The 23,109-nt window shown below is 66.8% G+C and carries 25 protein-coding genes; 7 read left to right on the top strand and 18 right to left on the bottom strand.

Annotated features, from left to right (window positions below; translation table 11 throughout):
- Window positions 1-92: 92 nt before the first annotated feature.
- A complete protein-coding gene (locus NMQ16_RS03285) occupies window positions 93-503 on the top strand; it encodes a hypothetical protein (RefSeq protein WP_257079051.1) in 411 nt (136 codons plus the stop codon).
- A gap of 22 nt (window positions 504-525) precedes the next feature.
- Here the strand turns inward: NMQ16_RS03285 and NMQ16_RS03280 are convergent, their stop codons facing one another.
- On the bottom strand, window positions 526-1,413 hold the full coding sequence (locus NMQ16_RS03280; protein ID WP_257079050.1) for a DUF3293 domain-containing protein: 888 nt from the start codon (window positions 1,411-1,413) through the stop codon (window positions 526-528).
- Window positions 1,410-3,032, bottom strand: coding sequence for an ABC-F family ATPase (locus NMQ16_RS03275; RefSeq protein ID WP_257079048.1), 1,623 nt, complete (start codon window positions 3,030-3,032; stop codon window positions 1,410-1,412). The genes NMQ16_RS03280 and NMQ16_RS03275 overlap by 4 nt, the downstream gene beginning before the upstream one ends.
- A 162-nt stretch (window positions 3,033-3,194) precedes the next feature.
- On the opposite strand from NMQ16_RS03275, the gene gshA reads away from it, so the two are divergent.
- From gshA to NMQ16_RS03250, 5 genes are all read left to right on the top strand, one after another.
- On the top strand, window positions 3,195-4,517 hold the full coding sequence (gene gshA / locus NMQ16_RS03270) for a glutamate--cysteine ligase (protein ID WP_257079046.1): 1,323 nt from the start codon (window positions 3,195-3,197) through the stop codon (window positions 4,515-4,517).
- Between the two features lie 2 nt (window positions 4,518-4,519).
- Complete coding sequence (gene gshB / locus NMQ16_RS03265) at window positions 4,520-5,464, top strand: glutathione synthase (RefSeq protein WP_373566745.1); 945 nt, start codon at window positions 4,520-4,522, stop codon at window positions 5,462-5,464.
- Entirely contained in the window at window positions 5,448-6,470 is a 1,023-nt protein-coding gene (locus NMQ16_RS03260; RefSeq protein WP_257079044.1) for an FAD:protein FMN transferase, read from the top strand. The genes gshB and NMQ16_RS03260 overlap by 17 nt, the downstream gene beginning before the upstream one ends.
- A gap of 115 nt (window positions 6,471-6,585) precedes the next feature.
- Window positions 6,586-6,744: a DUF2256 domain-containing protein gene (locus tag NMQ16_RS03255; protein ID WP_257079042.1), complete on the top strand. Its 159-nt coding sequence runs from the start codon at window positions 6,586-6,588 to the stop codon at window positions 6,742-6,744.
- Window positions 6,737-8,278 carry a cryptochrome/photolyase family protein gene (locus NMQ16_RS03250; RefSeq protein ID WP_257079041.1) on the top strand — a complete coding sequence of 514 codons (1,542 nt, stop codon included), beginning with the start codon at window positions 6,737-6,739 and terminating at the stop codon, window positions 8,276-8,278. Before NMQ16_RS03255 ends, NMQ16_RS03250 begins: the two co-directional genes overlap by 8 nt.
- Window positions 8,279-8,285: 7 nt before the next feature.
- Here the strand turns inward: NMQ16_RS03250 and NMQ16_RS03245 are convergent, their stop codons facing one another.
- The 16 genes from NMQ16_RS03245 to NMQ16_RS03170 form a co-directional block, all read right to left on the bottom strand.
- On the bottom strand, window positions 8,286-8,792 hold the full coding sequence (locus tag NMQ16_RS03245) for a macro domain-containing protein (protein ID WP_257079040.1): 507 nt from the start codon (window positions 8,790-8,792) through the stop codon (window positions 8,286-8,288).
- 105 nt (window positions 8,793-8,897) lie between these two features.
- Window positions 8,898-11,513 (bottom strand): CHAT domain-containing protein, encoded by a 2,616-nt coding sequence (locus tag NMQ16_RS03240; RefSeq protein ID WP_257079039.1) that lies wholly within the window; start codon window positions 11,511-11,513, stop codon window positions 8,898-8,900.
- A gap of 98 nt (window positions 11,514-11,611) precedes the next feature.
- A complete protein-coding gene (locus NMQ16_RS03235; protein ID WP_257079038.1) occupies window positions 11,612-12,481 on the bottom strand; it encodes a 1-acyl-sn-glycerol-3-phosphate acyltransferase in 870 nt (289 codons plus the stop codon).
- Window positions 12,482-12,541: 60 nt separating this feature from the next.
- Window positions 12,542-13,300, bottom strand: a complete 759-nt coding sequence (locus tag NMQ16_RS03230) for a GNAT family N-acetyltransferase (RefSeq protein ID WP_257079037.1) — start codon at window positions 13,298-13,300, stop codon at window positions 12,542-12,544.
- A 94-nt stretch (window positions 13,301-13,394) separates the two neighbouring features.
- Window positions 13,395-15,158: a SpoIIE family protein phosphatase gene (locus NMQ16_RS03225; RefSeq protein ID WP_257079036.1), complete on the bottom strand. Its 1,764-nt coding sequence runs from the start codon at window positions 15,156-15,158 to the stop codon at window positions 13,395-13,397.
- A 30-nt stretch (window positions 15,159-15,188) separates the two neighbouring features.
- Window positions 15,189-15,530 (bottom strand): STAS domain-containing protein, encoded by a 342-nt coding sequence (locus tag NMQ16_RS03220; protein ID WP_257079035.1) that lies wholly within the window; start codon window positions 15,528-15,530, stop codon window positions 15,189-15,191.
- A 176-nt stretch (window positions 15,531-15,706) separates the two neighbouring features.
- A complete protein-coding gene (locus tag NMQ16_RS03215) occupies window positions 15,707-16,339 on the bottom strand; it encodes a flavin prenyltransferase UbiX (RefSeq protein WP_257079034.1) in 633 nt (210 codons plus the stop codon).
- On the bottom strand, window positions 16,339-16,860 hold the full coding sequence (locus NMQ16_RS03210) for a Gx transporter family protein (protein WP_257079033.1): 522 nt from the start codon (window positions 16,858-16,860) through the stop codon (window positions 16,339-16,341). The genes NMQ16_RS03215 and NMQ16_RS03210 overlap by 1 nt, the downstream gene beginning before the upstream one ends.
- A complete protein-coding gene (locus tag NMQ16_RS03205) occupies window positions 16,860-17,234 on the bottom strand; it encodes a NusG domain II-containing protein (RefSeq protein WP_257079032.1) in 375 nt (124 codons plus the stop codon). The genes NMQ16_RS03210 and NMQ16_RS03205 overlap by 1 nt, the downstream gene beginning before the upstream one ends.
- Complete coding sequence (gene rapZ, locus NMQ16_RS03200; protein ID WP_257079297.1) at window positions 17,231-18,079, bottom strand: RNase adapter RapZ; 849 nt, start codon at window positions 18,077-18,079, stop codon at window positions 17,231-17,233. The genes NMQ16_RS03205 and rapZ overlap by 4 nt, the downstream gene beginning before the upstream one ends.
- 445 nt (window positions 18,080-18,524) lie before the next feature.
- A complete protein-coding gene (locus NMQ16_RS03195) occupies window positions 18,525-18,719 on the bottom strand; it encodes a DUF1289 domain-containing protein (RefSeq protein ID WP_257079031.1) in 195 nt (64 codons plus the stop codon).
- Window positions 18,716-19,627, bottom strand: a complete 912-nt coding sequence (locus NMQ16_RS03190; RefSeq protein ID WP_257079030.1) for a hydroxymethylglutaryl-CoA lyase — start codon at window positions 19,625-19,627, stop codon at window positions 18,716-18,718. Before NMQ16_RS03190 ends, NMQ16_RS03195 begins: the two co-directional genes overlap by 4 nt.
- Window positions 19,627-20,421 carry an enoyl-CoA hydratase-related protein gene (locus NMQ16_RS03185; protein ID WP_257079029.1) on the bottom strand — a complete coding sequence of 265 codons (795 nt, stop codon included), beginning with the start codon at window positions 20,419-20,421 and terminating at the stop codon, window positions 19,627-19,629. Before NMQ16_RS03185 ends, NMQ16_RS03190 begins: the two co-directional genes overlap by 1 nt.
- Window positions 20,418-20,795, bottom strand: coding sequence for a hypothetical protein (locus tag NMQ16_RS03180; RefSeq protein WP_257079028.1), 378 nt, complete (start codon window positions 20,793-20,795; stop codon window positions 20,418-20,420). Before NMQ16_RS03180 ends, NMQ16_RS03185 begins: the two co-directional genes overlap by 4 nt.
- A complete protein-coding gene (locus tag NMQ16_RS03175; protein ID WP_373566744.1) occupies window positions 20,785-21,342 on the bottom strand; it encodes a TIGR00730 family Rossman fold protein in 558 nt (185 codons plus the stop codon). The genes NMQ16_RS03180 and NMQ16_RS03175 overlap by 11 nt, the downstream gene beginning before the upstream one ends.
- Before the next feature lie 128 nt (window positions 21,343-21,470).
- A complete protein-coding gene (locus tag NMQ16_RS03170; protein ID WP_257079027.1) occupies window positions 21,471-21,785 on the bottom strand; it encodes a hypothetical protein in 315 nt (104 codons plus the stop codon).
- A 262-nt stretch (window positions 21,786-22,047) separates the two neighbouring features.
- Between NMQ16_RS03170 and NMQ16_RS03165 the strand changes: the two genes are divergently transcribed.
- Entirely contained in the window at window positions 22,048-23,094 is a 1,047-nt protein-coding gene (locus NMQ16_RS03165; protein ID WP_257079026.1) for an MBL fold metallo-hydrolase, read from the top strand.
- Window positions 23,095-23,109 lie beyond the last annotated feature (15 nt).

Here is a 23,109-nt window from a genome sequence, read left to right as displayed (position 1 = left end):
CCGGCTTGATCGCACGCTTTTTTTGACCGATTGCGTTACATCAATCTGCGTGTGCGCGCTGTCTGCGCTGAGTCACCGAACAGGAGATCGACATGTTATCCAGATACCTGCTGTGTATCGTCACCGTGGCGTGCTGCCGGGCTGTGCTGGCGCAGCCGGTCGAGGGCGCGGACGGACGGCTCACCGACCCGGCCGGCCGGGTGCTGTATACGTTCGATCGAGACAGCGCGGGTGTCAGCGCCTGCAAGGATGAGTGCGCCGTGCAGTGGCCGCCTTTTTCCGCGTCGCCCGATGCGTCGGCGAAACCGGCATTCCCGCTGTTGCGTCGCGCCGACGGCAGCCTGCAGTGGGCGCATCGCGGCAGGCCGCTGTACTATTTCGTGGGCGACGCAAAACCCGGACAAGCCGGCGGCGACGGTCTGGGCGGCACCTGGCATGTCGCGCGCACCCGTCCGGCGGAGACACCGGACAGCGGGCCCAGCTACAGTCCCAAAGGCTACTGAGCGGCGCTGTCCGCGCGGCGGGTCAACGGTCCCGCTGGCGCACGCACCACATGATCTGTGTCGATTCGCCCGCTTCACCGCACAACACCGCGTTTTGTCCGAATGCGGCGCCTATTCGCAGCGCTTCCTCCGGGCTGAGCCCGGCGCACATCAGCGCCGGTTCGGTCCAGCCGGCGACTCCGTCGTCAGGCCAGTTCATTGCTTCGCACACCGGCAGGCCGCGCTGCACCAGCAGCGCACGCAAGGCGGTGTGCGCGGCGTGGTTGGCATCCTTTTCGCAGCGCGACGACCACGGATTGGCGGCGGAAATGACTGCCCAGCGGGTCTGTCCGTGTTCGGTCAGCCAGTGCTCGAGCAGTGGTTCAGGCGTGCCGATGCGCAGCGTGGCCGGACCGCCGGGCAGGTCGGCCGCATACGCGGTGTGTTCGTAGGCCGTGACCAGCTCGGGCGTCACCGCTACCGCCGGCAGCCCCAGCCGCGCCAGCAGCGTGGCGCGCCACAACGCGGCGGGTATCCGCGGGCGGGCCGCGCCTTCGCGCTGCTTCGCACTCCAGACCGACCCCGGAAAATGCGCGTCGTCCGGCCAGCGTGCGATGACGTGCCAGTGCAGGTGCGGCACCATGTTGCCGAGGCTGCCCAGATTGATCTTGTCCGGCTGGGCGATTTCGCGCACGGCGCGCTCGACCTGCCACAGGACCTCCATCAGGTGCTGGCGGTCGGCGTCGGTCAGATCGGTCATTTCGCGCACATGCGCATTCCAGATCACGCGCAGGAAGGCCGGATGGTCGGCATCGCGTGCATCGATGATGCGCAGCCGTTCGTCGCGCCACAGCCAGTGATGGCCCGGCGCGTCGCCGCAGATCGGGCAATCGGGCTTGTGTTCGCCAGCGCTCGACGCGTCGGCGCTCAATCTTCGATGCCCTGGCTGGCGAGGTATTCCTCGTATCCGCCGCGGTAATCGGTGATCTGTCCGTCGGCGCGCATTTCCAGCACGCGCGTGGCCAGCGTCGATACGAAGGCGCGATCGTGCGACACGAAGAACAGCGTGCCTTCGAAAGCGTCCAGACCGGCGTTCAGCGATTCGATCGATTCCATATCCATGTGATTGGTCGGCTCGTCGAGCAGCAGCACGTTCTTCCGCTGCAGCATCAGCCGTCCGAACATCATGCGTCCCTGTTCGCCGCCGGACAGCACGCGCACCTTCTTCTTCACGTCTTCGCCGCCGAACAGCAGCCGGCCGAGCGTGCCGCGGATCAGCGTGATTGCGTCATCACCCTCGTAACCGCCTTCGCGCACGTAGCCGCTGATCCAGTCGGTCAGATTCAGGTCGCTGTCGAAATCGGCCGAATGGTCCTGGGCGAAATAGCCCAGCCGGGCCTTCTCCGCCCACTTGATCGCGCCGTGCTGCGGCGCCAGCTCGCCCACCAGCAGCTTGAGGAAGGTGGTCTTGCCGACACCGTTCTCGCCGATGATGGCGACGCGGTCGCCGCCGTCGAAGGTGGCGGTGAAGCCTTTCAGTATCTGCGGGCCGCCGTCGTAGCCGAACACCACGTTTTCCAGCTCGACCGCCTGACGATGCAGCTTTTCCTTCGGGTCGTACTCGAAACGTATCCAGGGATACTGGCGTGAGCTCGGCTTGAATTCCTCGATCTTGATCTTGTCGATCATCTTCAGGCGCGATGTGGCCTGCTTGGACTTTGATGCATTGGCCGAGAAGCGACGCACGAAGTTCTGCAGGTCGGCCACGCGTTCCTTCGCCTTGGCGTTCGCCGCGGCAACGCGCTCGCGCGCCTGCGTGGACGCCTCGATGTAGTCGTCCCAGGTGCCCGGATAGACGCGGATGGTCGCGTAGTCCAGATCGGCCATGTGGGTGCACACCTGGTTCAGGAAGTGACGGTCGTGGCTGATGATGATCATCGTGCTGTTGCGCTCGTTCAGCACGTGTTCGAGCCAGCGAATGGTGTTGATGTCCAGATTGTTGGTCGGTTCGTCGAGCAGCAGCACATCCGGGTTGGCGAACAGCGCCTGGCACAGCAGCACGCGCAGTTTCCAGCCGGGTGCGACTTCGCGCATCGGTCCGGTGTGCTGTTCGGTCGGGATGCCGACACCGAGCAGCAACTCGCCGGCGCGCGCCTCGGCGGTGTAGCCGTCGTATTCGGCGAACTCGCCTTCGAGTTCGGCGGCGCGCATGTAGTCTTCTTCGGTCGCGTCCGGGTTCGCGTAGAGGGCGTCCTTTTCCTGCATGCAGGCCCACATTTCGGCATGACCCATCATGACCACGTCGATCACCCGCAGGTCTTCGAAGGCGAACTGGTCCTGACGCAGGAAGGCCATGCGCTCGTGCGGATCGAGCACGACGTTGCCGGCGGTCGGTTCGAGCACGCCGGCGAGGATCTTCATGAAGGTCGACTTGCCGGCGCCATTGGCGCCGATCAGCCCGTAGCGGAAGCCGCCGCCGAACTTGATGCTGACGTTGTCGAACAGCGGCTTGGCACCGAACTGCATGGTGATGTTGGAAGCGGACAGCATGGCACTCACGGAAAGTTGAACGCGCGGATGCGCAAGAGGCGGGATTGTACCGGAGCGCACCGGGCAGCCGTCCGGGTCGGCGCGCTCCCGAGGTGACAGGGGGGCTGCGGGGGTACAATTCGCGGCCTGAATTTCATTGCGGATCGCGACCGCCCAACGCCCATGGTGCCTCATCTGACCACCGCGCTCACCGGCCCGCTGCTCGCGCTGGAACGCTGTTTCCTGGAACGCCAGACCGACATCGAACAGTGGTTCCGGTCGCAGTGGCTGGAGCACTCGCCGCCCTTTTATGCCTCGGTTGACTTGCGCAATGCCGGCTTCAAGCTGGCGCCGGTCGACACCAATCTGTTTCCCGGCGGCTTCAACAACCTCAACGCCGCCTTTCTGCCGCTGTGCGTGCAGGCGACGATGACGGCGATAGAGAAGCTGTGTCCGGAAGCGCGCAACCTCTTGCTGGTGCCCGAAAATCACACCCGCAACCTGTTCTACCTGCGCAATGTGGCCCGGCTCGCGCACATTCTCAAGCTGGCCGGGCTGCACGTACGCATCGGCAGCGTGCTGCCGGACATCACGGAGCCGACCACGCTGGACCTCGGCGACGGTCAGAGTCTGCTGCTCGAACCGCTGATCCGCCTGCCGGGCGGGCGGCGCATCGGCGTCGAAGGTTTCGATCCGTGCGCCATCCTGCTCAACAACGACCTGTCGGCTGGCGTGCCCGAGGTGCTGCAGAACGTGCACGAGCAGACAGTCATTCCGCCGCTGCATGCCGGCTGGACGACCCGTCGCAAGTCGCAGCACTTCGAAGCCTACAGCGAGGTGTCGCGCAGCTTTGCGTCGGTCATGGACATCGACCCCTGGCTCATCGATCCGATGTTCGATGTATGTCACGACATCAACTTCCATGAGCGCAGCGGCGAAGAGTGTCTGGCGACGCGGGTCGGCGCGCTGCTGGCGCGCATCCGCGACAAGTACGCCCAGCACAGCATCGATCATGACCCCTTCGTCATCGTGAAGGCGGATGCCGGTACCTACGGCATGGGCATCATGACGGTGCGCGACCCGTCCGAAATCGTCGGCCTGAACCGCAAGCAGCGCAACAAGATGGCGGTCATCAAGGAAGGCATGGAAGTCAGTTCCGTGCTGATACAGGAAGGCGTGCCCACTTTCGAGACAGTGGATGGCGGCGTCGCCGAACCGGTGGTGTACATGATGGACCGCTATGTCGTCGGGGGTTTCTACCGCGTGCATGCCGAGCGCGGTCGCGACGAGAACCTGAACGCGCCCGGCATGCACTTCAAGCCGCTTGCGTTCGAATCCTGCTGCACGATGCCCGATCCGGGCTGCGAGCCGGATGCGCCGCCGAACCGGTTCTACGCGTATGGTGTGGTGGCACGTCTTGCGCTGCTGGCGGCCAGCATCGAACTCGACCGCGCCCTGCCGCTCGACGGCCACGACGAAGCCGTCGAAGCGGAACTGCGCGGCTGATCATGCAATTCGCCTTCATCGTCGATCCGCTCGACGCGCTCAAGCCGGTCAAGGATTCCAGCATCGCCATGATGCGCGAGGCAGCGCGGCGCGGCCACGAAATCTGGACCGTGCAGCGCGAGGTGCTGAGCCTGTCCGGCAGCGAGCTGTCGGCGAGCGCCCTGCGCATCGATCTCGCGCAAGGCGACAAGCCCTGGTACAGCGCCGCCGAAGTCCGGACGCGCGTGCTGCGAGACTTCGATGCCGTGTTGATGCGCCAGGACCCGCCGTTCGACTTCGAATACATCACCGCCACATGGATGCTCGAGCGCGCCGCGGCCGGCGGCGCCCGCGTGTTCAACCATCCGCGCGCGGTGCGTGACCACTCGGAAAAGGTGTCGATCTGCGAGTTTCCCGACCTGATCACGCCGACGCTGGTCACGCGCGATGTGGCGGCGATCAATGCCTTCATCGACCTGCATCGCGACAGCATCCTGAAACCGCTCGACGGCATGGGCGGTTCGCGCATCTTCCGCGTGCGCGCCGACGACCCGAACCGCAATGTCATCATCGAAACGCTGACCGGCGACGGCAGCGACACGCTGATGGCGCAGCGCTTCATCCCGGATATCGCACAGGGCGACAAGCGCATTCTGCTGATCGACGGCGAGCCGGTGCCGTTCTGCCTCGCACGCATCCCGAAGGCGGGTGAGACGCGCGGCAATCTGGCGGTCGGCGGGCGCGGCGTGGCGCAGCCGCTGTCCGAAGCCGACTGGCGGATCGCCCGCGCGCTCGGTCCGGTGCTCGCCGCACGCGGCCTGCTGCTGGTCGGGCTGGACGTGATCGGCGACCGGCTGACGGAAATCAATGTCACCAGCCCGACCTGTTTCGTGGAAATCACCGAACAGACAGGCTTCGATGTCGCTGCGATGTTCGTCGACGCGCTCGAACGTGCGGCAACGCGCTAGCGCTTTCTTCGCGCTGCTGTGGCTGTGCGGCCTGCTCGCGGGCTGCGCGCGCGAGCAGGTGGAGCGGCAGGAATCCTTTGTGTTCGGTACCCGGGTCGAAGTCGTCGTCTACGGCGTCGACCGTGCGCAGGCGCGTGACGCGCTGGGCGAGGTACTGCGCGAATTCGACCGCCTGCACCGCCTGCTGCACGCCTGGCAGCCGTCGGAGCTGACGCGCATCAACGCGGCCATTGCCGCCGGCCAGCCCGCCGATATCGATGACGAAATGGCGCAGTTGCTGGCCGATGCAAAGGCCACGGCGCTGCGCGGCGAGGACCTGTTCAATCCGGCTGCCGGTGCGCTGATCGCCGCCTGGGGTTTCCATGCCGACGAGTTCCTGCCGAGGCGGCCCGACGCAGCGACGCTGTCTGCGTTGATCGCAGCGCGACCGCGCATGGCCGATGTTGACATTGACGCCGGGTCGGACGGCGGCCATCGCCTGAGCAGCCGCAACACCGCGGTGCAGTTCGACCTGGGCGGCTATGCCAAGGGTTATGCGCTCGACCGCGCGGCCGCCCTGCTGCGCGCGCGCGGTGTTCGCAATGCGCTGATCAATATCGGCGGCAACGTGATGGCGCTGGGGCGCAAGGGTGACCAGCCCTGGCGAGTCGGTATCCAGCACCCGCGCAAGTCCGAGGCGCTGGCCAGCGTCGAGCTGCGCGACGGCGAAGCCATCGGCACCTCGGGTGACTACCAGCGCTACTTCGAACTTGATGGCGAGCGGCTGTGCCACCTGATCGATCCGCGCGACGGCCAGCCGGTGCGCCACACGCAGTCGCTGACCGTGCTGATCCCGGCCGCGCCCGGTGCCGGTGCGCGCTCGGACGCAGACAGCAAGCCGCTGTTCATCGCCGGACGCGACCACTGGCAGGCGCTGGCCGCGCGCATGGGCGTCAGTCACGCGCTGCGCGTCGATCAGGATGGCAGCGTGGTCGCCACATCCGACATGCGGGCGCGGCTGCGCTGAGCGATCTGTGCAGTCCCGATTGTGCGGCCGCGGAGCGTTTCAAATAAATCCGTCGCGTCGTGAAACCCGTCGGCGCGAAGCCGGTCCTCATGTCGTCTTGTCAATCCCGCGCGCCATGACCGTTCGTTTCAAAGGCAACAAGCAGTCGCTGCCCAGCCGGCCGTGCGCCGCCTGCGGTCGCGAAATGACCTGGCGCAAGTCCTGGGCGAAGAACTGGGAACAGGTGAAGTACTGCTCCGATGGCTGCCGTCGCAAGGGTGTGCCGCATGGCTGAACTGCGTCATCTGATACTGGTGCTGGGCGACCAGCTCGATGCGGATTCCGCCGCCTTCGAAGGTTTCGACCCGGCGTGCGATGCCGTGTTGATGATCGAGGCGGTTGGCGAATCGACCCACGTCTGGAGCCACAAGGCGCGCAGCGCGCTGTTCCTGTCGGCCATGCGGCACTTCGCGCAGGACTTGCGCGCGCGCGGCTGGACAGTGGATTACCGCGCGCTCGGCGACGACGCCGAAGCGGCGCTGGTCGACATCCTCGCGGCACGCCTCGCGCAGCACAGTCCGCGCAAGCTGATACTGGTCGAGCCCGGCGAATGGCGGCTGGAAAAGGCGATCCGCGCGTTGTGTTCCGATGGCGTGACGACGCTCGATATGCGCGACGACCTGCACTTCATGATGTCGCGCCAGGGTTTCGCCGACTGGGCGCGCAAGTACAAGCAGCCGCGCATGGAGTTCTTCTACCGCCACATGCGCGAGCGCCACGCCGTGCTGATGGAGGGCGGCGAGCCGGCGGGCGGGCGCTGGAATTTCGACGCCGACAATCGCGCAGGCTTCGGCAAGCGCGGCCCCGGTCTCGTGCCGGCACCGCTCGCCTTTGCGCCCGATCACGTGACACGCGACGTGATCGATCTGGTCGAAGTACGGTTTGCCGATCACCCGGGCTCGACGGCACACTTCGACTGGCCGGTCACCCGCGCAGACGCGCTGGCCGCCCTGCACGATTTCGTCGAGCATCGGCTCGAACTGTTCGGCCACCATCAGGACGCGATGTGGACCGGCCAGCCCTGGCTGTGGCACGCCCGCATCAGCGCGGCGATGAACCTGAAGCTGATCAATCCGCGCGAAGTGATCGCGGCGGCGGTCGAGGCGATGCGCCGGCACCGGTTGCCGCTGCAGTCGGTCGAGGGCTTCGTGCGTCAGGTGCTGGGCTGGCGCGAATTCATCCGCGGCACGTACTGGCTCGACATGCCAGGCCTGCGCGAAGCCAACCATTTCGGCCACGCGCGCGCGCTGCCGCGCTGGTACTGGACCGGCGATACCCACATGCAGTGCATGCGTGCAGCCATCGGCCAGACGCTGCAATACGGCTACGCGCATCACATCCAGCGGCTCATGGTGACCGGACAGTTCGCCCTGCTGGCGGAGATCGAACCGCAGCAGGTCGAGGACTGGTATCTGGCGGTGTATGTCGATGCCGTCGAGTGGGTCGAACTGCCGAACGTCGCCGGCATGACGCTGTACGCCAATGGCGGCCGTTTCACCAGCAAACCGTATGTGGCGAGCGGCGCCTACATCCAGCGCATGAGCAATTACTGTGACGGCTGTCGTTACAAGCCGACCGAACGCACCGGCGAGCGCGCCTGTCCGGTCACCACGCTGTACTGGCATTTCCTCGATCGTCACGAGGCGGCCTTTGCCGGCAATCCGCGCACCGCGCTGATGGTGAAGAACCTGCAGCGCATCGGCGATGCGGAGCGCGACGCGCTCCGCAACCGCGCGGCCGACATGCTGGACAATCTCGACCGCTTGTAGCGCCGGCTCAGTTCAGCCGTTCGTTCGCCGCCACGCCCTGATGATAGGTTTCATAGACGATGACCGGGATGCCCAGCGGTCTCAGATGCTGTTCGACCAGCGGCTTCACGTCGGCCCAGTCCATGCCGCCGACGCCGGTGGCCAGTCGCGGCAGTGCGATGCTGGCGACGCTGGTGGAGCCCGCGTAACGCGCCAGTGCCTTCAGCGCATGGTTGACCGTTTCAAGCGTGGCCTTGCCGGGTCGTGCAGCCGGACCTTCACCCACCATTTTCTGGGTCAGCAGATTGAGGATGGTGCGTGTGCTGCCATCGCTGTCCACACCGGCCCAGGACCATACCGTGCCGGCATCCAGATGCTGACCGCGCTGTGCATGCCGGTAGTCGCGCGCCATCGATGGCCAGCGCTCGCGCAGCGCCAGCGCGAGACCGTGGTCGAAGTGTTCCTGCGGCGCGATGCCGTGCGCAATGACCTGAGCCTGGCTCAGCAGAATGTCGCCCGTTACATACTGAATCATCAATCTTCCCCCTGAAAGCCGCGCGCAGCATGGATGTTGCGCGTCAGTTCCACAGTACGCGCCCGCTGCGTACGGCCTTTGATCGGGGTCAACGGGGTGACGGGCTCAGCGCGCAGGGGCGGGGACGAACAGCCGAAGACCGGGCTGAAGGCGTGAGGGGTCGGGCACAAGGTCCGCGTTTGCGTCCGCAATGCGCGGCCAGAGCCGACCCTCGCCGTACATGCGCGTTGAGATGCCCCACAGCGAATCGCCACGCTGCACGTGGTAGGGCCAGCCGGGCAAGCCGGCATCGTCTTCGGTCACCGGCACAGCCAGATACTCGCCGGCCAGCAGGAAATCGGGGTCCTTGATCAGGCGCAGTCCGGACATCACCCTGCTGGCGGCATTGTGGCGTTCGAGGATGAACGTCCATTCCCGAGCGTCACCGAGCAGCCGCTTCGCGATGCCCTCCAGCGTGTCGCCGCGGCGCACGGTGTACAGCGCTTCGTCCCGATCGGTGCCGGCCGCAGGTTCGACCTCGCTGTGGACGGCGAGATCGGGAGGCTCACCTGCACTGGCCGCCACATTACCCACCGACGCCGACAATTGACCGAGCAGCGTGCCCTGCGCAGGGTCTGCGGCGCGCTGCGCCGCGTCCCACAGCAGAGCACTCAGGCGTTGTGCATCAGCACCGAGCGACGCCGCGTCGAGCGCGCCCGGATCGAGCTGCTGCAGTGCCTGCAGGGTGGCCACTGCCGCGACATCGTCGCCGGCCTCCAGTTGCGCGACGGCCCGGGCGACCGCAAGGCGGGCGCGCTCCGCCGGTGTTTCCGAGGGTGCGACCGGTCTGGCCGCCGGCGCTGCGCCGGCCAGCTCGCCCGGAGAGGGGGCGTGATCGGAGGCGCTGAATGTTAACAGGACGACCCCGATCACCAGCACCAGCAGCGCGATCAGCGCGCCATACAGCAGGGTACGGGACGAACGTGCGGCGATCGGTGCCGTCGCGGGCGCAGGCTCGGGCTCGAGGGCCGGCGCGGTCGGCGCAAGTCCGGGCGCGACTGACGGTGCAGCGAGGTCTGCCGCGGTCGATTCACGGATGACCGCCTCCGGTTCGGCGGCGGGCAGGGCTACCGGGATGGCGGGCGGAGCAACGGCCGGCGCAGCGGGGGTGGCAATCGCGAACAGCTGCCCATCCGGCGAGCGCATGTGCAGCGCCGGTGCGCCCCACTCGACCTCGTGACCGCGGGCGAACAGGAAGGCGCGTGCCGAGGTCAGTGCGGCATCTACCGGCTGGCCGGCGGCGAGGTAGCGATAGAAGTGGCGCGACAGCTCGACCGCGGCCTTGTCCGGAATCGCGAACTGCATCGCGATGACCGCCGGCACGCCGCGCCGGATCAGCGTCTGCGCGATACCGCCGAACGGATCGACCGGCGACACCGCGCCACCCATGCAGCTGTTCAGGAACACCAGCCGCAGATTGGCCAGATGATTGCGCAACAGCACGCCGAGCCGGCGCCCGGTGAGCGGGTCGGGGGCGCGGTCCGGCGTGTCGCTTTCCAGCAGCAGCAGACCATCGCCGCCGTTGAAGTCCCCGTGGCCGATGAAATGCAGCACGTGCGGGCGCACTGTCAGCAGCGCCTCGTCCAGCCGCTCCAGGGTGGCGTTCTCCAGCCGCGTGATGCCGATCAGGCCGCGCTTGGTCAGCGGCGCCAGTGCCTGGTCGAGCCGCGCCAGTTCGTCGCCGATGCTCAATGGCGCCAGACCGCCCGGAGCGGCGAATGCGATCAGCACGCGCAGCGGCGGAGAAATGCTCAGCGTCGGCGTGGGTTCGTCGACGTCGAGCCAGCGCACCACAGGCTTCATCCGGTCGGAGAACAGGAAGTCGTCCTTATCCGGGCTGTAAAGGAATTCCCAGGGCAGGCGGCCCAGTTCCGGCGTGTCGGTGGTGTCGATGACGAAGCGCAGGCCCTTGCCCTGCTGCGGATCGATGGCGCGCAGGCTTTGTTCGATGCCCGGCCGCAGGGTCGGTCCGAACAGCGCCTTGTACAGCAGGGTGCCGGCGTCGCGCGCCTGTGCGGCCGTGGGCAGGCCATTGTGGGCAAGTGCGCCGGGCGGGCGCCGCAGCGTGTCACCGACCGGTGCGCCGCGCATCGCGTCCTCGATCGCCGGTGCATCGATTGCGCAGTCGCCGCTGAATCCGTCGGCCGACGGCGGGCTGTTGATGTCCACCGTGTAGCGGCCGGCCTCGGCATAGGAAAAGCGCACCTTCAGCGAGGCATAGGTGGGTGCGGCGTCGGGCATGTCGGGCGGGACCGCGTCCGCGGGGTCAACCGGTGCAGGGGACGGCAGCCGCTCGATGTCGGCCACCGCCAGCACGACCTCGGCCGCCAGATTGCCTTCCGGCACCAGTACGGTGACCGAGCCCAGATAGGGCGGCAGGGCGCTGAACGGCGTCGCTTCCGCCATGACCGGCAGCACGTGGCCGGCCGGGTCCGGCCAGCAGCGGCGGGCGATCTTGAGTTCGGTGCGGGTGTAGTGGCCTTCGGCGACCGCTGCCGGCGACAGCAGGAACACGAACAGGTCGCTGCTTTCGATGGCGCTGCGGATGCGGTCGTCGTAGTTCAGGCCGGCCGGCAGGTCGTCGCGGTCGAAGAACACGTCGTGTCCGGCGGCCTGCAGCGCAGCATTCACGCCTTCGGCACGCGTGCGGATTTCCGACGCGTAGGACAGGAAGATCTTCAACGGCTGGCTCCGGCGCTGCCCGACGACCGGGCGGTCATCCGTTCTGGCAGGCTTGCCGAGTATAGACCGGGCGCCGCCCTGCGGCGCCCGGCGAAACGTCAGTGTGCGGGTTCGGCCGGATCGTTGTCAGCGGCCGGGGCTTCGAGACCGGACACCGTGGCGTGCGTGGTGCGGGCCAGATGCTGGCGTGTATGGCCGTGCGTGGGCAGCGACGGCAGCAATTCGACCTGTGCCACGGTGCGCGGTGCGCGCGCGAGCCGGCACACCGACTGCCAGAAGGTGGTGTCGCCGATGTACAGGGCGGCTTCGGACAGCTCGCCGTGTGCGTCCAGGTAGCGCAGGCGGACCGGCTTGACCGCGCGGCCGGCGTCGATCGCCGCCTGGAACATCGCGGCGCGAAACGGCAGCACGCTGCGCCCGTCGGTCGTCGTGCCTTCCGGAAACACCATGACGCTGCGGCCGCAGCTCAATGCGCTGACCAGCGTGTTGCGTACCTCGGCCGCGGAGTTGCGGCTGGTGCGCCGGATGAACACCGTTTCATTGCGCGCGACCAGCCAGCCCAGTACCGGCCAGCTGCGGATTTCGTCCTTGCAGACGAAGCCGAGCGGCGAAATCGCATTGATGACGAACACGTCGACCCACGAAATGTGATTGCTCACCAGCAGCTGGCCCGGACGCGGCAACGGTCCGCCAGCCTGCAGTTCGACGCCGAGCACGCGCAGCAGGCGGCGTGACCACTGCGCCTTGATCTTGCGTTGCGTGCGCGCCGACACCAGCGGGTAGATCAGCGCCACGCGGGCGCAGCCGTCGGCTAGATGCACAGCCAGACGCGAAATGCGCCAGCTCATGCGAAGCCCTGCACGCAGGCCGCGGTCGGAGGCGTTGCTGACGGGCTGACGGGCAGGCGGGCTTTCGAAGGTCAAGGCAGATGCGTCGAAGAAGTCGGCTGAGATATCGATCAGTGACATGGCGCGTGTCCTCGCATTCTGCCTGATGGTTTGCCCGATGGTTCGACGAGGGTGCCCGGCTCAGGCAGCGCGCTGCACGAAGTGCCTGGCATAGCGCGCGTCCAGCCGTGACAGGGTGAGCAGCAGCGGCAGATCGGCGGTATTGAAGTCCGGGTCCCAGGCCGGTTCGCCGCACACGTCGGCACCTGCGCGCAGATAGCCCTTGACCAGCGGCGGCACGACGCAGGCCGGGTGCGGTGTCAGTCGTTCCAGCGGCAGGCGCACCTTCGGGAACACGCGGTACTCGGGAGGGGCCATGCGCTCGCTCAGGCTGTTGAAGATCGCCGCCGCGTTGTGACCGCCGTCGGCCATGCTGATGCTGGCGCAGCCGATCAGGTATTGGTAGCCGCCGTCGAGCAGATAGCGCGCGAGGCCGGACCACAGCAGCGCGATCACCGCGGCGTTGCTGCGGTAGTCCGGGTCGATGCAGGAGCGGCCGATCTCGACGATTTGCGAGCGCAGGTGGTCGAGCCGCCCGAGGTCGAATTCGGTTTCCGAGTAGTAGCCGCCGGTGCGACGTGCCGCGTCGGGCGCCAGGATGCGGTAACAGCCGACGATGCGGCCGTTGTCGTCATCGCGCACGATGAGGTGGTCGCAGTGCGGATCGAAGCGGTCGCTGTCCACGCCGTGCGTCGGCGTGTCGAGCCGTGCGCCGAGTTCCTCGGCAAACACGCGCCAGCGCAGTTTCTGCGCCGCCAGGATTTCGGATTCGCAATTTGCCAGCGTCACGCTGAGATTGCGCTGGGCACGCCGCTCGCGTGCGGTATCGACCTGAAGCATGCAGTCGGTCTCCGTGAAGGGTCAGCTTCACGATAGGTGCGAAGTGTTCAGGCGATATGACGCAGCGGCGACACGACGGTTACAGCGGCAAGCTTCAGGGCTGGCCGAGAAAGCGCAGCGCCAGCAGCGTGATGTCGTCGGCCTGGGCATGCGCGCCGCAGAATGTGCGCGTGGCGTCGCGCACCGCGCCGATGGTCTGCAGCGCGCCGCCGCTCGCCGCGCCGGTGACGGCGGCGAGCAGGCGCGCTTCGCCGTACTGCTCGGCGGCTTCGTTCTCCGCCTCGGTCACGCCATCGGTATACAGCAGCAGCAGGTCGCCGCGCGCCAGCCGGGTTTCGCCGAGCGCGTAATCGATCGCCGGATCGATGCCGGCGATCGGGTTGCGCGGTACCTTGAGCAGCGACGCCGGCTCGCCCTGTCGCGCGATGACCGGCCGCATGTGACCGGCATTGGCAAAGCGGAAGCTGCCGTTGCCGGTGTCGAGCAGGCCGATGAACAGGCTGGCGAACAGCAGGCGGTCATTGTTCAGCGCCAGCTTGCGGTTGATGCGCTCCATCACGCGTTCGAGATGGCCTTTCTGGCCCTGTTTGCGGCCGGCTTCCGAGCGCAGCGTGGTCAGCGTGCGCATCATCAGCAGCGCGGCCGGCATGCCTTTGCCGCACACGTCGCCGATCGCCACGAACAGGCGCTTCTCGTCGATGAAGAAGGCATCGAAAAAATCGCCGCCTACCTCCCGCGCCTGCTGGATGGTCGCTTCACACTCGATTTCGAAGTGCTCGGGGAACAGCGGCGAGCGCATCGGCAGCATGCCGGTCTGGATTTCCTGCGCGGTGCGCATCTCCGACTGCAGCCGGTCGAGCACCATCGAGTTGCGCACGCGGTCGATCACCTGCTGATTGGTCTTGCGCATGCGCGCCGCCATCATGCCCAGCAGATTGCGCGCGACGCGCGGCAGCGGCAGCAGTTCGGAAAAGAACTGGTGGGCATCGATCAGCAGCAGGCGGGTACCCGGCTCGGCCACCACCCAGGCCGAGGCGGGTTCGCCGTCGATGATGGACAGCTCGCCGGCACACTCACCCGCCGAGATCACGCTGTAATCGCCGCCCTGCGGCGTATCGAGGTGCACGCGCAGCCGACCGGTCAGCACCAGCGCCACGTGCTCGTTCGATACGCCGGGCGCCAGCACGACGTACTCGTCCGGGTAGTCGCGCTGCGGACAGTGCGCGAGCAGACCTTCGATCAGTGCGTACGGCACGTCGCGGAACAGTTCGATGCGGGAAATGAAACCGAGTGCGCGTCGCTCGCCACCGCTGCGCCGATCTGCAGCAATGCCTGCGACATCGCCGGTGTTCAGCGGGAAGGCCGTGGCCGGACGGCGCCGGCGTTCGATGCCGCGGCGGATCGGCGCGCGGCCCTGTGCCGGCCCGGCGCGGCCGGGGCGGGTCCATGCGAGCGTCAGCTGGTTGCGCACGCCGACCCGCTCGTAGCTCACCTGATCGGCAAACTGGCGCACCAGATGCACGCCCAGGCCGCCTACGCTCGCTTCTTCCAGCGTGGCCGGAGCGACCGGATCGGGCAGCGCGAGCGGGTCGAATTCGCAGCCGTCGTCGGCGATGACCAGCTTGACCGACTGCGGTTCGAGGATGAGATCGAGCGCCAGCGTGTGCGGTGCCTCGTCTTCGAAGGCATAGCTGACGATATTGGCAACTAGCTCCGACACGCACAGATCGAGCCGGAACGTGAGCTCGCTGCCCAGCTCGAAACTGTCGCCCAGCGTGCGCAGCCAGGCGCTGGCGGCGGAGATCGCGCCACTGTCGTTGATCAGCCGCAGGCTGCGGCGCGCATGGGCGCTATGCATCGGCGCCCCCTGGAAGCACGTCGAGCGGGCTCAGGCGTCGAGTGCCGCGCGCGCGGTGTCGAGGTCGGTGCACAAGGTCAGCAACTGATCGACACCGGCAGTCTGCAGCACGCGCAGCACCATCGGCTGGGCACCGAACAGCACCAGCTTGCCACCGCGGGCGGCCTGGCCTCGCGCGCCCGCGAGCAGCGTACGGATGCCGATCGAGGCGACGAAACTGACGTCCGACAGGTCGACGACGATCTTCGCCTGGTGCGTGCTGGTCAGATAGGTGAAGGGCTGGTCCAGCGTCTGCGCGCCTTCGATGTCGAGCCGGCCGTCCAGCCGGATCAGGGTGATGTCGCCATCCAGCGTCTGGCTGTCCATTTTCATATGCTCGCTCCCGTGGTGCCCGGTCGCCGACTGGGGACGACCGAACGAGCCCTGCAGCTTGTTTCATTTCCATGTCAGGCGTGTGACAGCGCTTTGGGGTCTGTGCTCATTTGATTCGTACCTCACGCGTGCAGCCATGTGACGCACGAATCAAATGAGAACAGACCCTGGGCGCTTTACTCCGTTGGCGCGTCGCCCCAGCGCGGCACCAGATCGTGCGCCACGCGCAGCTGATCGAGCACGCGGGCGACAACGAAATCGACCAGATCGTCGATGCCCCGGGGCTGATGATAGAAGCCGGGCGACGGCGGCAGGATGACCGCGCCGTTGCGCGACAGGCTCAGCATGTTCTCCAGGTGCAGCGTGGAGAAGGGTGTTTCGCGCGGCACCAGGATGAGCTGGCGGCGTTCCTTCATGACGACGTCGGCGGCGCGTTCGATCAGGCTCGAGGCCAGGCCGTGGGCGATCGCGGCCAGCGTACCCATCGAGCAAGGGCACACCACCATGGCGTCGGGCGGGTTCGAACCGGAGGCGGGCGGGCAGTTCCAGTCCTCGCGACCGAATACTTCGAGCCGGCCGGGCGGTGCATTGAAACGCGCGGACAGTTCGCGTGCGGCTTGCGCCGGATTGGCCGGCAGCAGCAGATCCATCTCCTGCCGGGCGACGATCTGTGCAACTTGCGAATAGACCAGCCATACCTTGCAGCCGGCACCCAGCAGGCATTCGATCAGACGCAGGCCGTACGGCATGCCGGAGGCGCCGGTCAACGCGACGAGGACGGTCGGCAGTGCAGCGGGGGAGGTACTCATCATGCTTTCTCCTGCATCAGCCGGGCGGCGACGATGCCGTTGAGGATGCCGAACAGCAGCGAGGCGCCGAAGAATACCGGCGCCAGATTGAACAGGCCGTCATGCGGCACCAGCCACAGGCGTGCCAGAAGCAGTTGCGCACCGATATGGGCAAACGCCGCGGCGACCGAGCGGCCGACCGGGCCGAGCCAGTGCCAGGACACCGCCTGCAGCGCGCCCAGCACCGCCAGACTGGCCAGTGCGCCGGCACCCGCCAGAAAGAATCCGGGCGCGAGAAACTGGCCGGCGAGCAAGCTGCCGGCAACCACGCGCAGCACACTGACCCAGGCCGCGTCGCGCCAGCCGTGGCGCGCCAGCACGATCAGGATGACGATGTTCGCCAGACCGGGCTTGACGCCCGGCAGCGGGCTCGGAATCGCCGCCTCGACCAGCGACGCGACGATTGCCGCCGCCGCGTAACGGGCCAGCCGGCGGTCGCGTGCGCTGGGCTCGACCTGCAGCGTCGTGGCCGACGGCGCCATCAGAATGCCACCGTGTCATGCGCACCGCCGGGGCCCACCAGTTGCAGCGAAATGTGGCTGGGTGCGCACACGGCGACACTGCCGGCGCGGGTCAGCCAGCCCTGCTGAACGCAGTACTGGCGCGGACCCGGATCGGCCGCGATGCGCGCCCGGCCCGGTTCTACCTCGATCACCGTCTGGCCGCGCGCGGCGAGGGCGCCGTCCAGGGCGATGCGATGCGTCCCGTTCAGCGGCAGTTCGGCCACGATGCGCCCGTCCAGCCTGACCTGCGCCATGGCGGGTGGGCTGCGGCCCCATTGCGCCGCCGCGGTGGCTGCGGTGGCGAGCAGGCCGGCGGCGATGACCAGCCAGTCGCCTGGCCGCACTGCCCTCATTTATGCGCCGAAGCCAGCGAGCGGTGGCGCACGAGTACGCGCGCCGCACTGCGGAAGTGTTCGGCCAGCCACTGCGCCATATACACGGAGCGATGCTGACCACCGGTACAGCCGATTGCCACGGTGAGATAGCTGCGGCTGTCCTTCACATAGCAGGGCAGCCAGTCGCGCACGAAGCGCGCGATGTCGTCGCGCATGCGGATCACCTCTGCGTGGCCTTCGAGGAAATCGATGACAGGCTTGTCCTGACCGCTTTGCGGTCGCAGCACGACGTCGTAATATGGATTGGGCAGGCAGCGCACGTCGAACACCAGATCGGCGTCGAGCGGAATGCCGTGCTTGAAGCCGAACGACTCGAACATCAGCGTCAGCCCGGTCGCTTCGTCGACTTCGACCACGTCGCGCACCCACTTGCGCAATACCGAGGCCTGCAGGTCGCTGGTGTCGATGCGATGACCCAGTTCGACGATCGGTGCCAGCAGTTCGCGTTCGCGCCGGATCGCCTCGCCGAGCGAGGTCTGGTCGTCGCCGAGCGGATGGCGGCGTCGAGTTTCGGAAAAGCGCGCGATCAGCGTGGCGTCACGCGCGTCGAGAAACAGCGTCTGCAACTGGGTGCCGTTGCGCAACACGCCCATCATCGGCGGCAACGCTTCCATGCTCTTGCCGGACCGCACATCCACCGCGATGGCCACCCGGGTGTAGCCGGCTTCGCGCAGATGCCCGACCAGCTGCGGCAGCAGGGGTGCCGGGAGGTTGTCGACGCAGAAGAAGCCGCCATCTTCCAGCACATTGAGCGCCACGCTCTTGCCGGAACCGGACATCCCGCTGATCAATACGAGGCGCATCGCGCCACGTCGCAATTCATTCACCGTAATTCACCCTGCAAATGGATGTTCATGCATGCAACATGCTTGACTCTGACCAGCCGCGATCTACGCTTGAAGTTCAAGTCTGCACCGGATACCGCTATCGAGCGCCCGCCGCAGGCTTTCCATGATGATCCAGACGGGTGCGTCACAGGCCACTTTCTGAAAGGCCTGGTGCGCTCCCACGCCATGTCCGGATTTCCGCCCGCTGCACTTTCACACCGAAGGAGCCCGGCATGCGATATCTCAGACTTCAGCGCAGTCAGGCCAACAGGCGGCGTTCCGAACGTGACGCCGACCGTGCGGGGTCGCGCACCGAACCGGTGCGCGATGATACGCTTGCCCGCGAGTATCCTGCGCCCGCCGAGCCGGCACCGGTAGCGCCGGCTGGCAGCCCGCGCAAACTGAAGTCGGGTTGAATCGCTCACGGGCCCTCCGTCGGCGTGATCCGCAGGTGCCCGGCCGCTTCGCGCCGACCGATATTGGCCAGGATCTGCAGGCGATGGCTGTCTGTTGTCGAGCCCCAACAGGCAATTTCATTGCGCGAACGCAGGCAGCCCAGGCAAAGCGCCGTGGCGGGATCGAGCTGGCAAACGCCAGTACAGGGTGAAGCAATCATGTGGGGCGTCCTGAGTTGAAGGCACGGGCCACGCGCGACGCGACCGGACGCTCGAGTTGCGCGCTGATCCAGTTCGCCACATCCACCAGTTTCCGCAGATCGACACCGGTGTACACGCCGGCATCATCGAAGAGATAGACAAGATCTTCGGTCGCAACGTTTCCGGTCGCGCCCGGCGCAAACGGACAGCCGCCCAATCCGCCGACCGAGGCGTCGAACACGGTCACGCCGGAAAGGGTTGCCGCATGGACATTCGCTGCGGCCATGCCCCAGGTGTCGTGGAAATGACCGGCGAGTCGCTCCGCTGGCACGCGACGTGCCACGCAGTCGATCAGCGCGCGCACCCGGAAAGGGCTGCCGACGCCCGTCGTGTCACCGAGGCTCACTTCGTGGCAGCCCATGGCAATCAGCTCGGCCGACAGCGTGGCAACGGCTTCATCGCTGACCGCCCCTTCGTACGGGCAACCCAGGACGCACGACAGGTAGCCGCGCACCCGCAGACCTGCATCGTGTGCACGCACCGCCACGCGCGCCAGGCGGTCCATCGATTCGTGGATGCTGCAGCCGGTATTGCGTTGCGAAAAGGTTTCCGACACGGCGGCAAAGATCGCGATGTCGGTGCAGCCGGCCTCCAGCGCGGCATCGAGGCCGGTTTCGTTGGGTACCAGGCAGGGGTAGCTGACACCCGGTCGTCGGTCGAGCTGCTGCATCAGTTCGCCGCTGCCAGCCATATTGGGCACGCGGCGCGGCGACACGAAGGCGCCGGCTTCAATGTCGCGCAGACCGGCATCCGACAGCCGGCCGATCAATGCGAGCCGGCGCTCGACATTCAGCGCGACCGCTTCGTTCTGCAGGCCGTCGCGCGGACCGACCTCGACGATGCGCACGGCAGCGGGCAGCGCCGCCATCACGAACTGCCAACCGGCACCCAGCCGGGATGACGTCGCCCGAACAGCGCGTCCAGTCCTTCCTGCGCTTCGGCACCTGCGTCGAGCCGGTGTTCGATGTCGACCGCCTGATCGAGCGTCTTCTCGTCCACTCGCGGCCGGCCGAGCGCTCGCACCAGCGATTTGACCTGCTGTTGCGCACGCGGTCCGCCGAGCAGCAGCGCATCGACGACTTCCCCGATCGCATCGTCGAGTTGTTCTGCCGAGGCGGCCAGTTCCGACAGCAGGCCGATGCGGTAGGCCTCGGATGCAGAAAATCGCTCGCCGGTCAGGAAATATCGGCGCGCGCGCTGCGGACCGACTGCGCCGATCACGTATGGGGCGATGACGGCCGGTACGCGACCGATATGCACGGCTTCGAACGAAAATTCGGCATCGAAACTGGCGATGGCAATGTCGCATGCGGCGATCAGGCCGGCACCCAGCCCGTAGGCCGGGCCCTGCACGCGCGCCACCACCGGTCGCGGGCATTCGCCGACGCTGCGCAGCAATCGTGCCGCCAGCCCCGGCTCTACGCCGATCAGGCCGCTGCGTTCAAGTTTGAGCGGATCGGAGCCGACGCTGAAACTGTCGCCCAGTGCCGAAAGGACGATGGTGCGCACGCCGGGCCGTGCGACCAGATCGTCGATGGCCCCGATCAATGATTCCGCGAGCGAAGCGTCGAGCAGATTGTGCGCATGCGGGCGATTCAGCGTGACGATGCCGATTCCGGCATCGACTTCGGTCAGCACCAGCGCGTCAGCATGGCGCGTCACTGTGGGTCTCCCTGCACCAGCGTGCCGCCGAGCGCGCGCAGCGGCGCGCCCAGTTCGAAGCCGGGCATCACGACTTCCTCGTCCACTGCGTACAGCTGGCAGGGCAGGCCGTGCGCCTCGCAGCGTGCCAGTGCGTCAGTCACCGCGCTTTCGCCGGCATTCCAGGCCCAGTCGCCGTTCATGTTCAATGCAAAGGCGCGCGGGCGGATGCCGATGCGCAGGAAGCGGCTGTAACCTGCACGACCGCTTTCGGTCAGCAGTGGCACCGCCTGCACCAGGTCGACCGGGCGCACCTGTACATTCTGGGCAGTGCCGGCGGCGGGCATGCCCGCGCAGGCGCAGGCGAACAGCAGGCGCGTCAGATCAGGCTTCATGCAGCGAATTCTCCCCGGAAACGACGGCGGACAGCAGACGATCGAGCAGGCGCCGCGCGTCGTGCTCGGAAGGCATGAGCTGCCGATGCGCAGCGCTGAGAAAACCTTCCTGGACGGCATGATCGAACATCGCGAGCAGCGGGTCGAAATAGCCCGCTGTGTTCAGCAGGCCGCACGGCTTGCGATGCAGTCCGAGCTGCGCCCACGTGAGAATTTCGCATAGTTCGTCCAGTGTGCCGAAGCCGCCGGGCGCGGCGATGAATACGTCCGCCAGTTCGGCCATCAGCGCCTTGCGCTCGTGCATGCTGCCCACCACGTGCAGCGTGCTCAGGCCACCGTGGGCGACTTCGCGATCGAGCAGGTGACGCGGAATGACACCGATCACCTCGCCGCCAGCCGCCAGCGTTGCGTCCGCGATGATGCCCATCAGACCGATATTGCCGCCGCCATAGACCACGCCGTGGCCGGCGCGCGCGATCAGCGTGCCCAGTTCGGCGGCGGTGTCGCGATAGAGGGGGCGGTCACCCTCGCGGGAGCCGCAGAACACACAGACGCGCATCGGACAGTACGAGTTCGGGTTGGAGAAAGCGAGCAAAGGCGAGTATGCCCGGCCTCGTGTGCCCTGCGCAGGGCAAGTCCGGCAGGACGCAAAGTTTTCCGGGTCCGGATCGGTTCTCAGTCGAGAAATTTTGCCCGGACAATACGCCACTCCTGCGGCCCGTCGAGCGTACGCGAACAGCCGAGCGGTACCGGCTCGGCGCCCGCCTTCATCTCCGTCTTCGAGCGGTCGCCGGTGCCCACATCCATGTGAAAGCGGTCGAGCCACACCATCACGGTGCGCGTCGGATGGCTATTGGCAACGAGCAGCTGCACCGAGTTGCGCGACACGCAATTGCCGGCGAAATCCTGGCTGAAGGTAACGAACTTCGTCGGGTCTTCGTCCTCGGCCCACACCACCGGGCCGCTCAGCACGAGCAGCAGCGCACACATCGTTTTCCGCATTGTTTCCTCCGGATTCATGGACCATCAGGCGATCCTCGGATCTCTGATGCCGGCCAGCCGCCGGTGTTCCGCGCCTTGATCCGCAAGTCTAGGGTCTGTCGACATTAAATCGGGTTCGTGATTCATGGCAACAGACCCGGACAAGCCCGCCATCGCGTTCCGGAAGCGGGTTCGATATTGCACTGCACAATGCGCGGTCGTTTCGGGTTACCATTCAAGGAATTCAACGCCTTGGACTGCGCTGCCCATCGTGTCTGCCCTCGAACCTCATCCCGCGATCGCCCCGCCAGCCGGCTGCATGGTGCAGGTGGCGCGCGGCGTGTACTGGTTGCGCATGCCGGTGGCTTTTGCGCCCGGTCACGTGAATCTGTGGGCCATCGAGGATCAGTTCGAGGACGGCAACGACAACGGACCGTGCTGGACGCTGGTGGACGCAGGTTTTCCGGACGACGCGACGCGCGCCAACTGGACTGCGGCGCTGACCGGCGACCTTGCCGGTCGTCCGGTGCGGCGCATCCTGATCACCCACTGCCACCCTGACCACTTCGGGCTGGGTGAGTGGCTCGCGAAGCAGACCGGCGCACGCATCTGGATGTCGCTCGGCGAATACATGACGGCACAGGCCTGGTTCGGCACCGTGCCGGCGTCGGACCGGGGATTGATGGCCGACTTTTTCATGCTGCACGGTCTGGCTGCCGGACACACCGATGCCATGCGCAGTGAAAGTGGACGGTACCGGCAGGTCGTCGGTGAATTGCCGCTGGCGATGCGGCGCATCCTGCCCGGCGAAACCCTGCGCATCGGCGGTGACGACTGGACCGCCATTGCGGGCTATGGACACTCGCCGGAGCATCTGTCCTTCCACCGCGCCAACGATCCGGTACTGATCGCCGGTGACATGCTGTTGCCGCGCATTTCGCCCAATACGCCCACGCTGGCCTACGAGCCGGAGGTGGACGCGGTCGGTCAGTTTCTCGATTCGATAGAGCTTTTTCGCGCGCTGCCCGACTACACCGTGGTGCTGCCGGCGCACGGCGATCCGTATGTCGGCATCGCCGCACGCGTGGATGCGCTTCAGGCGCACCATGCAGAACGCCTTGCATTGATCGTGGGCCTGTGTGCCGAACCGCAAACCGCGGCGGCGCTGCTGCCATCGCTGTTCAAGCGCGAACTCGACAGTTTCCAGACCCGCTTTGCCATGGGAGAGGTGATTGCCCACCTCAACCACCTGTGGCAGACGGGTCGCCTGCGCCGCCTGCCGAAGCAGGACGGCGTGCTTCGTTACACCCAGCCATAACCAGTTTCCGGGGGA

The organism is Methyloversatilis sp. XJ19-49 (assembly GCF_024580145.1).
Taxonomy (GTDB): Bacteria; Pseudomonadota; Gammaproteobacteria; order Burkholderiales; family Rhodocyclaceae; genus Methyloversatilis.
Note: the sequence above shows the minus strand (reverse complement) of the source record. Positions and strands in the feature narration are given on the sequence as shown.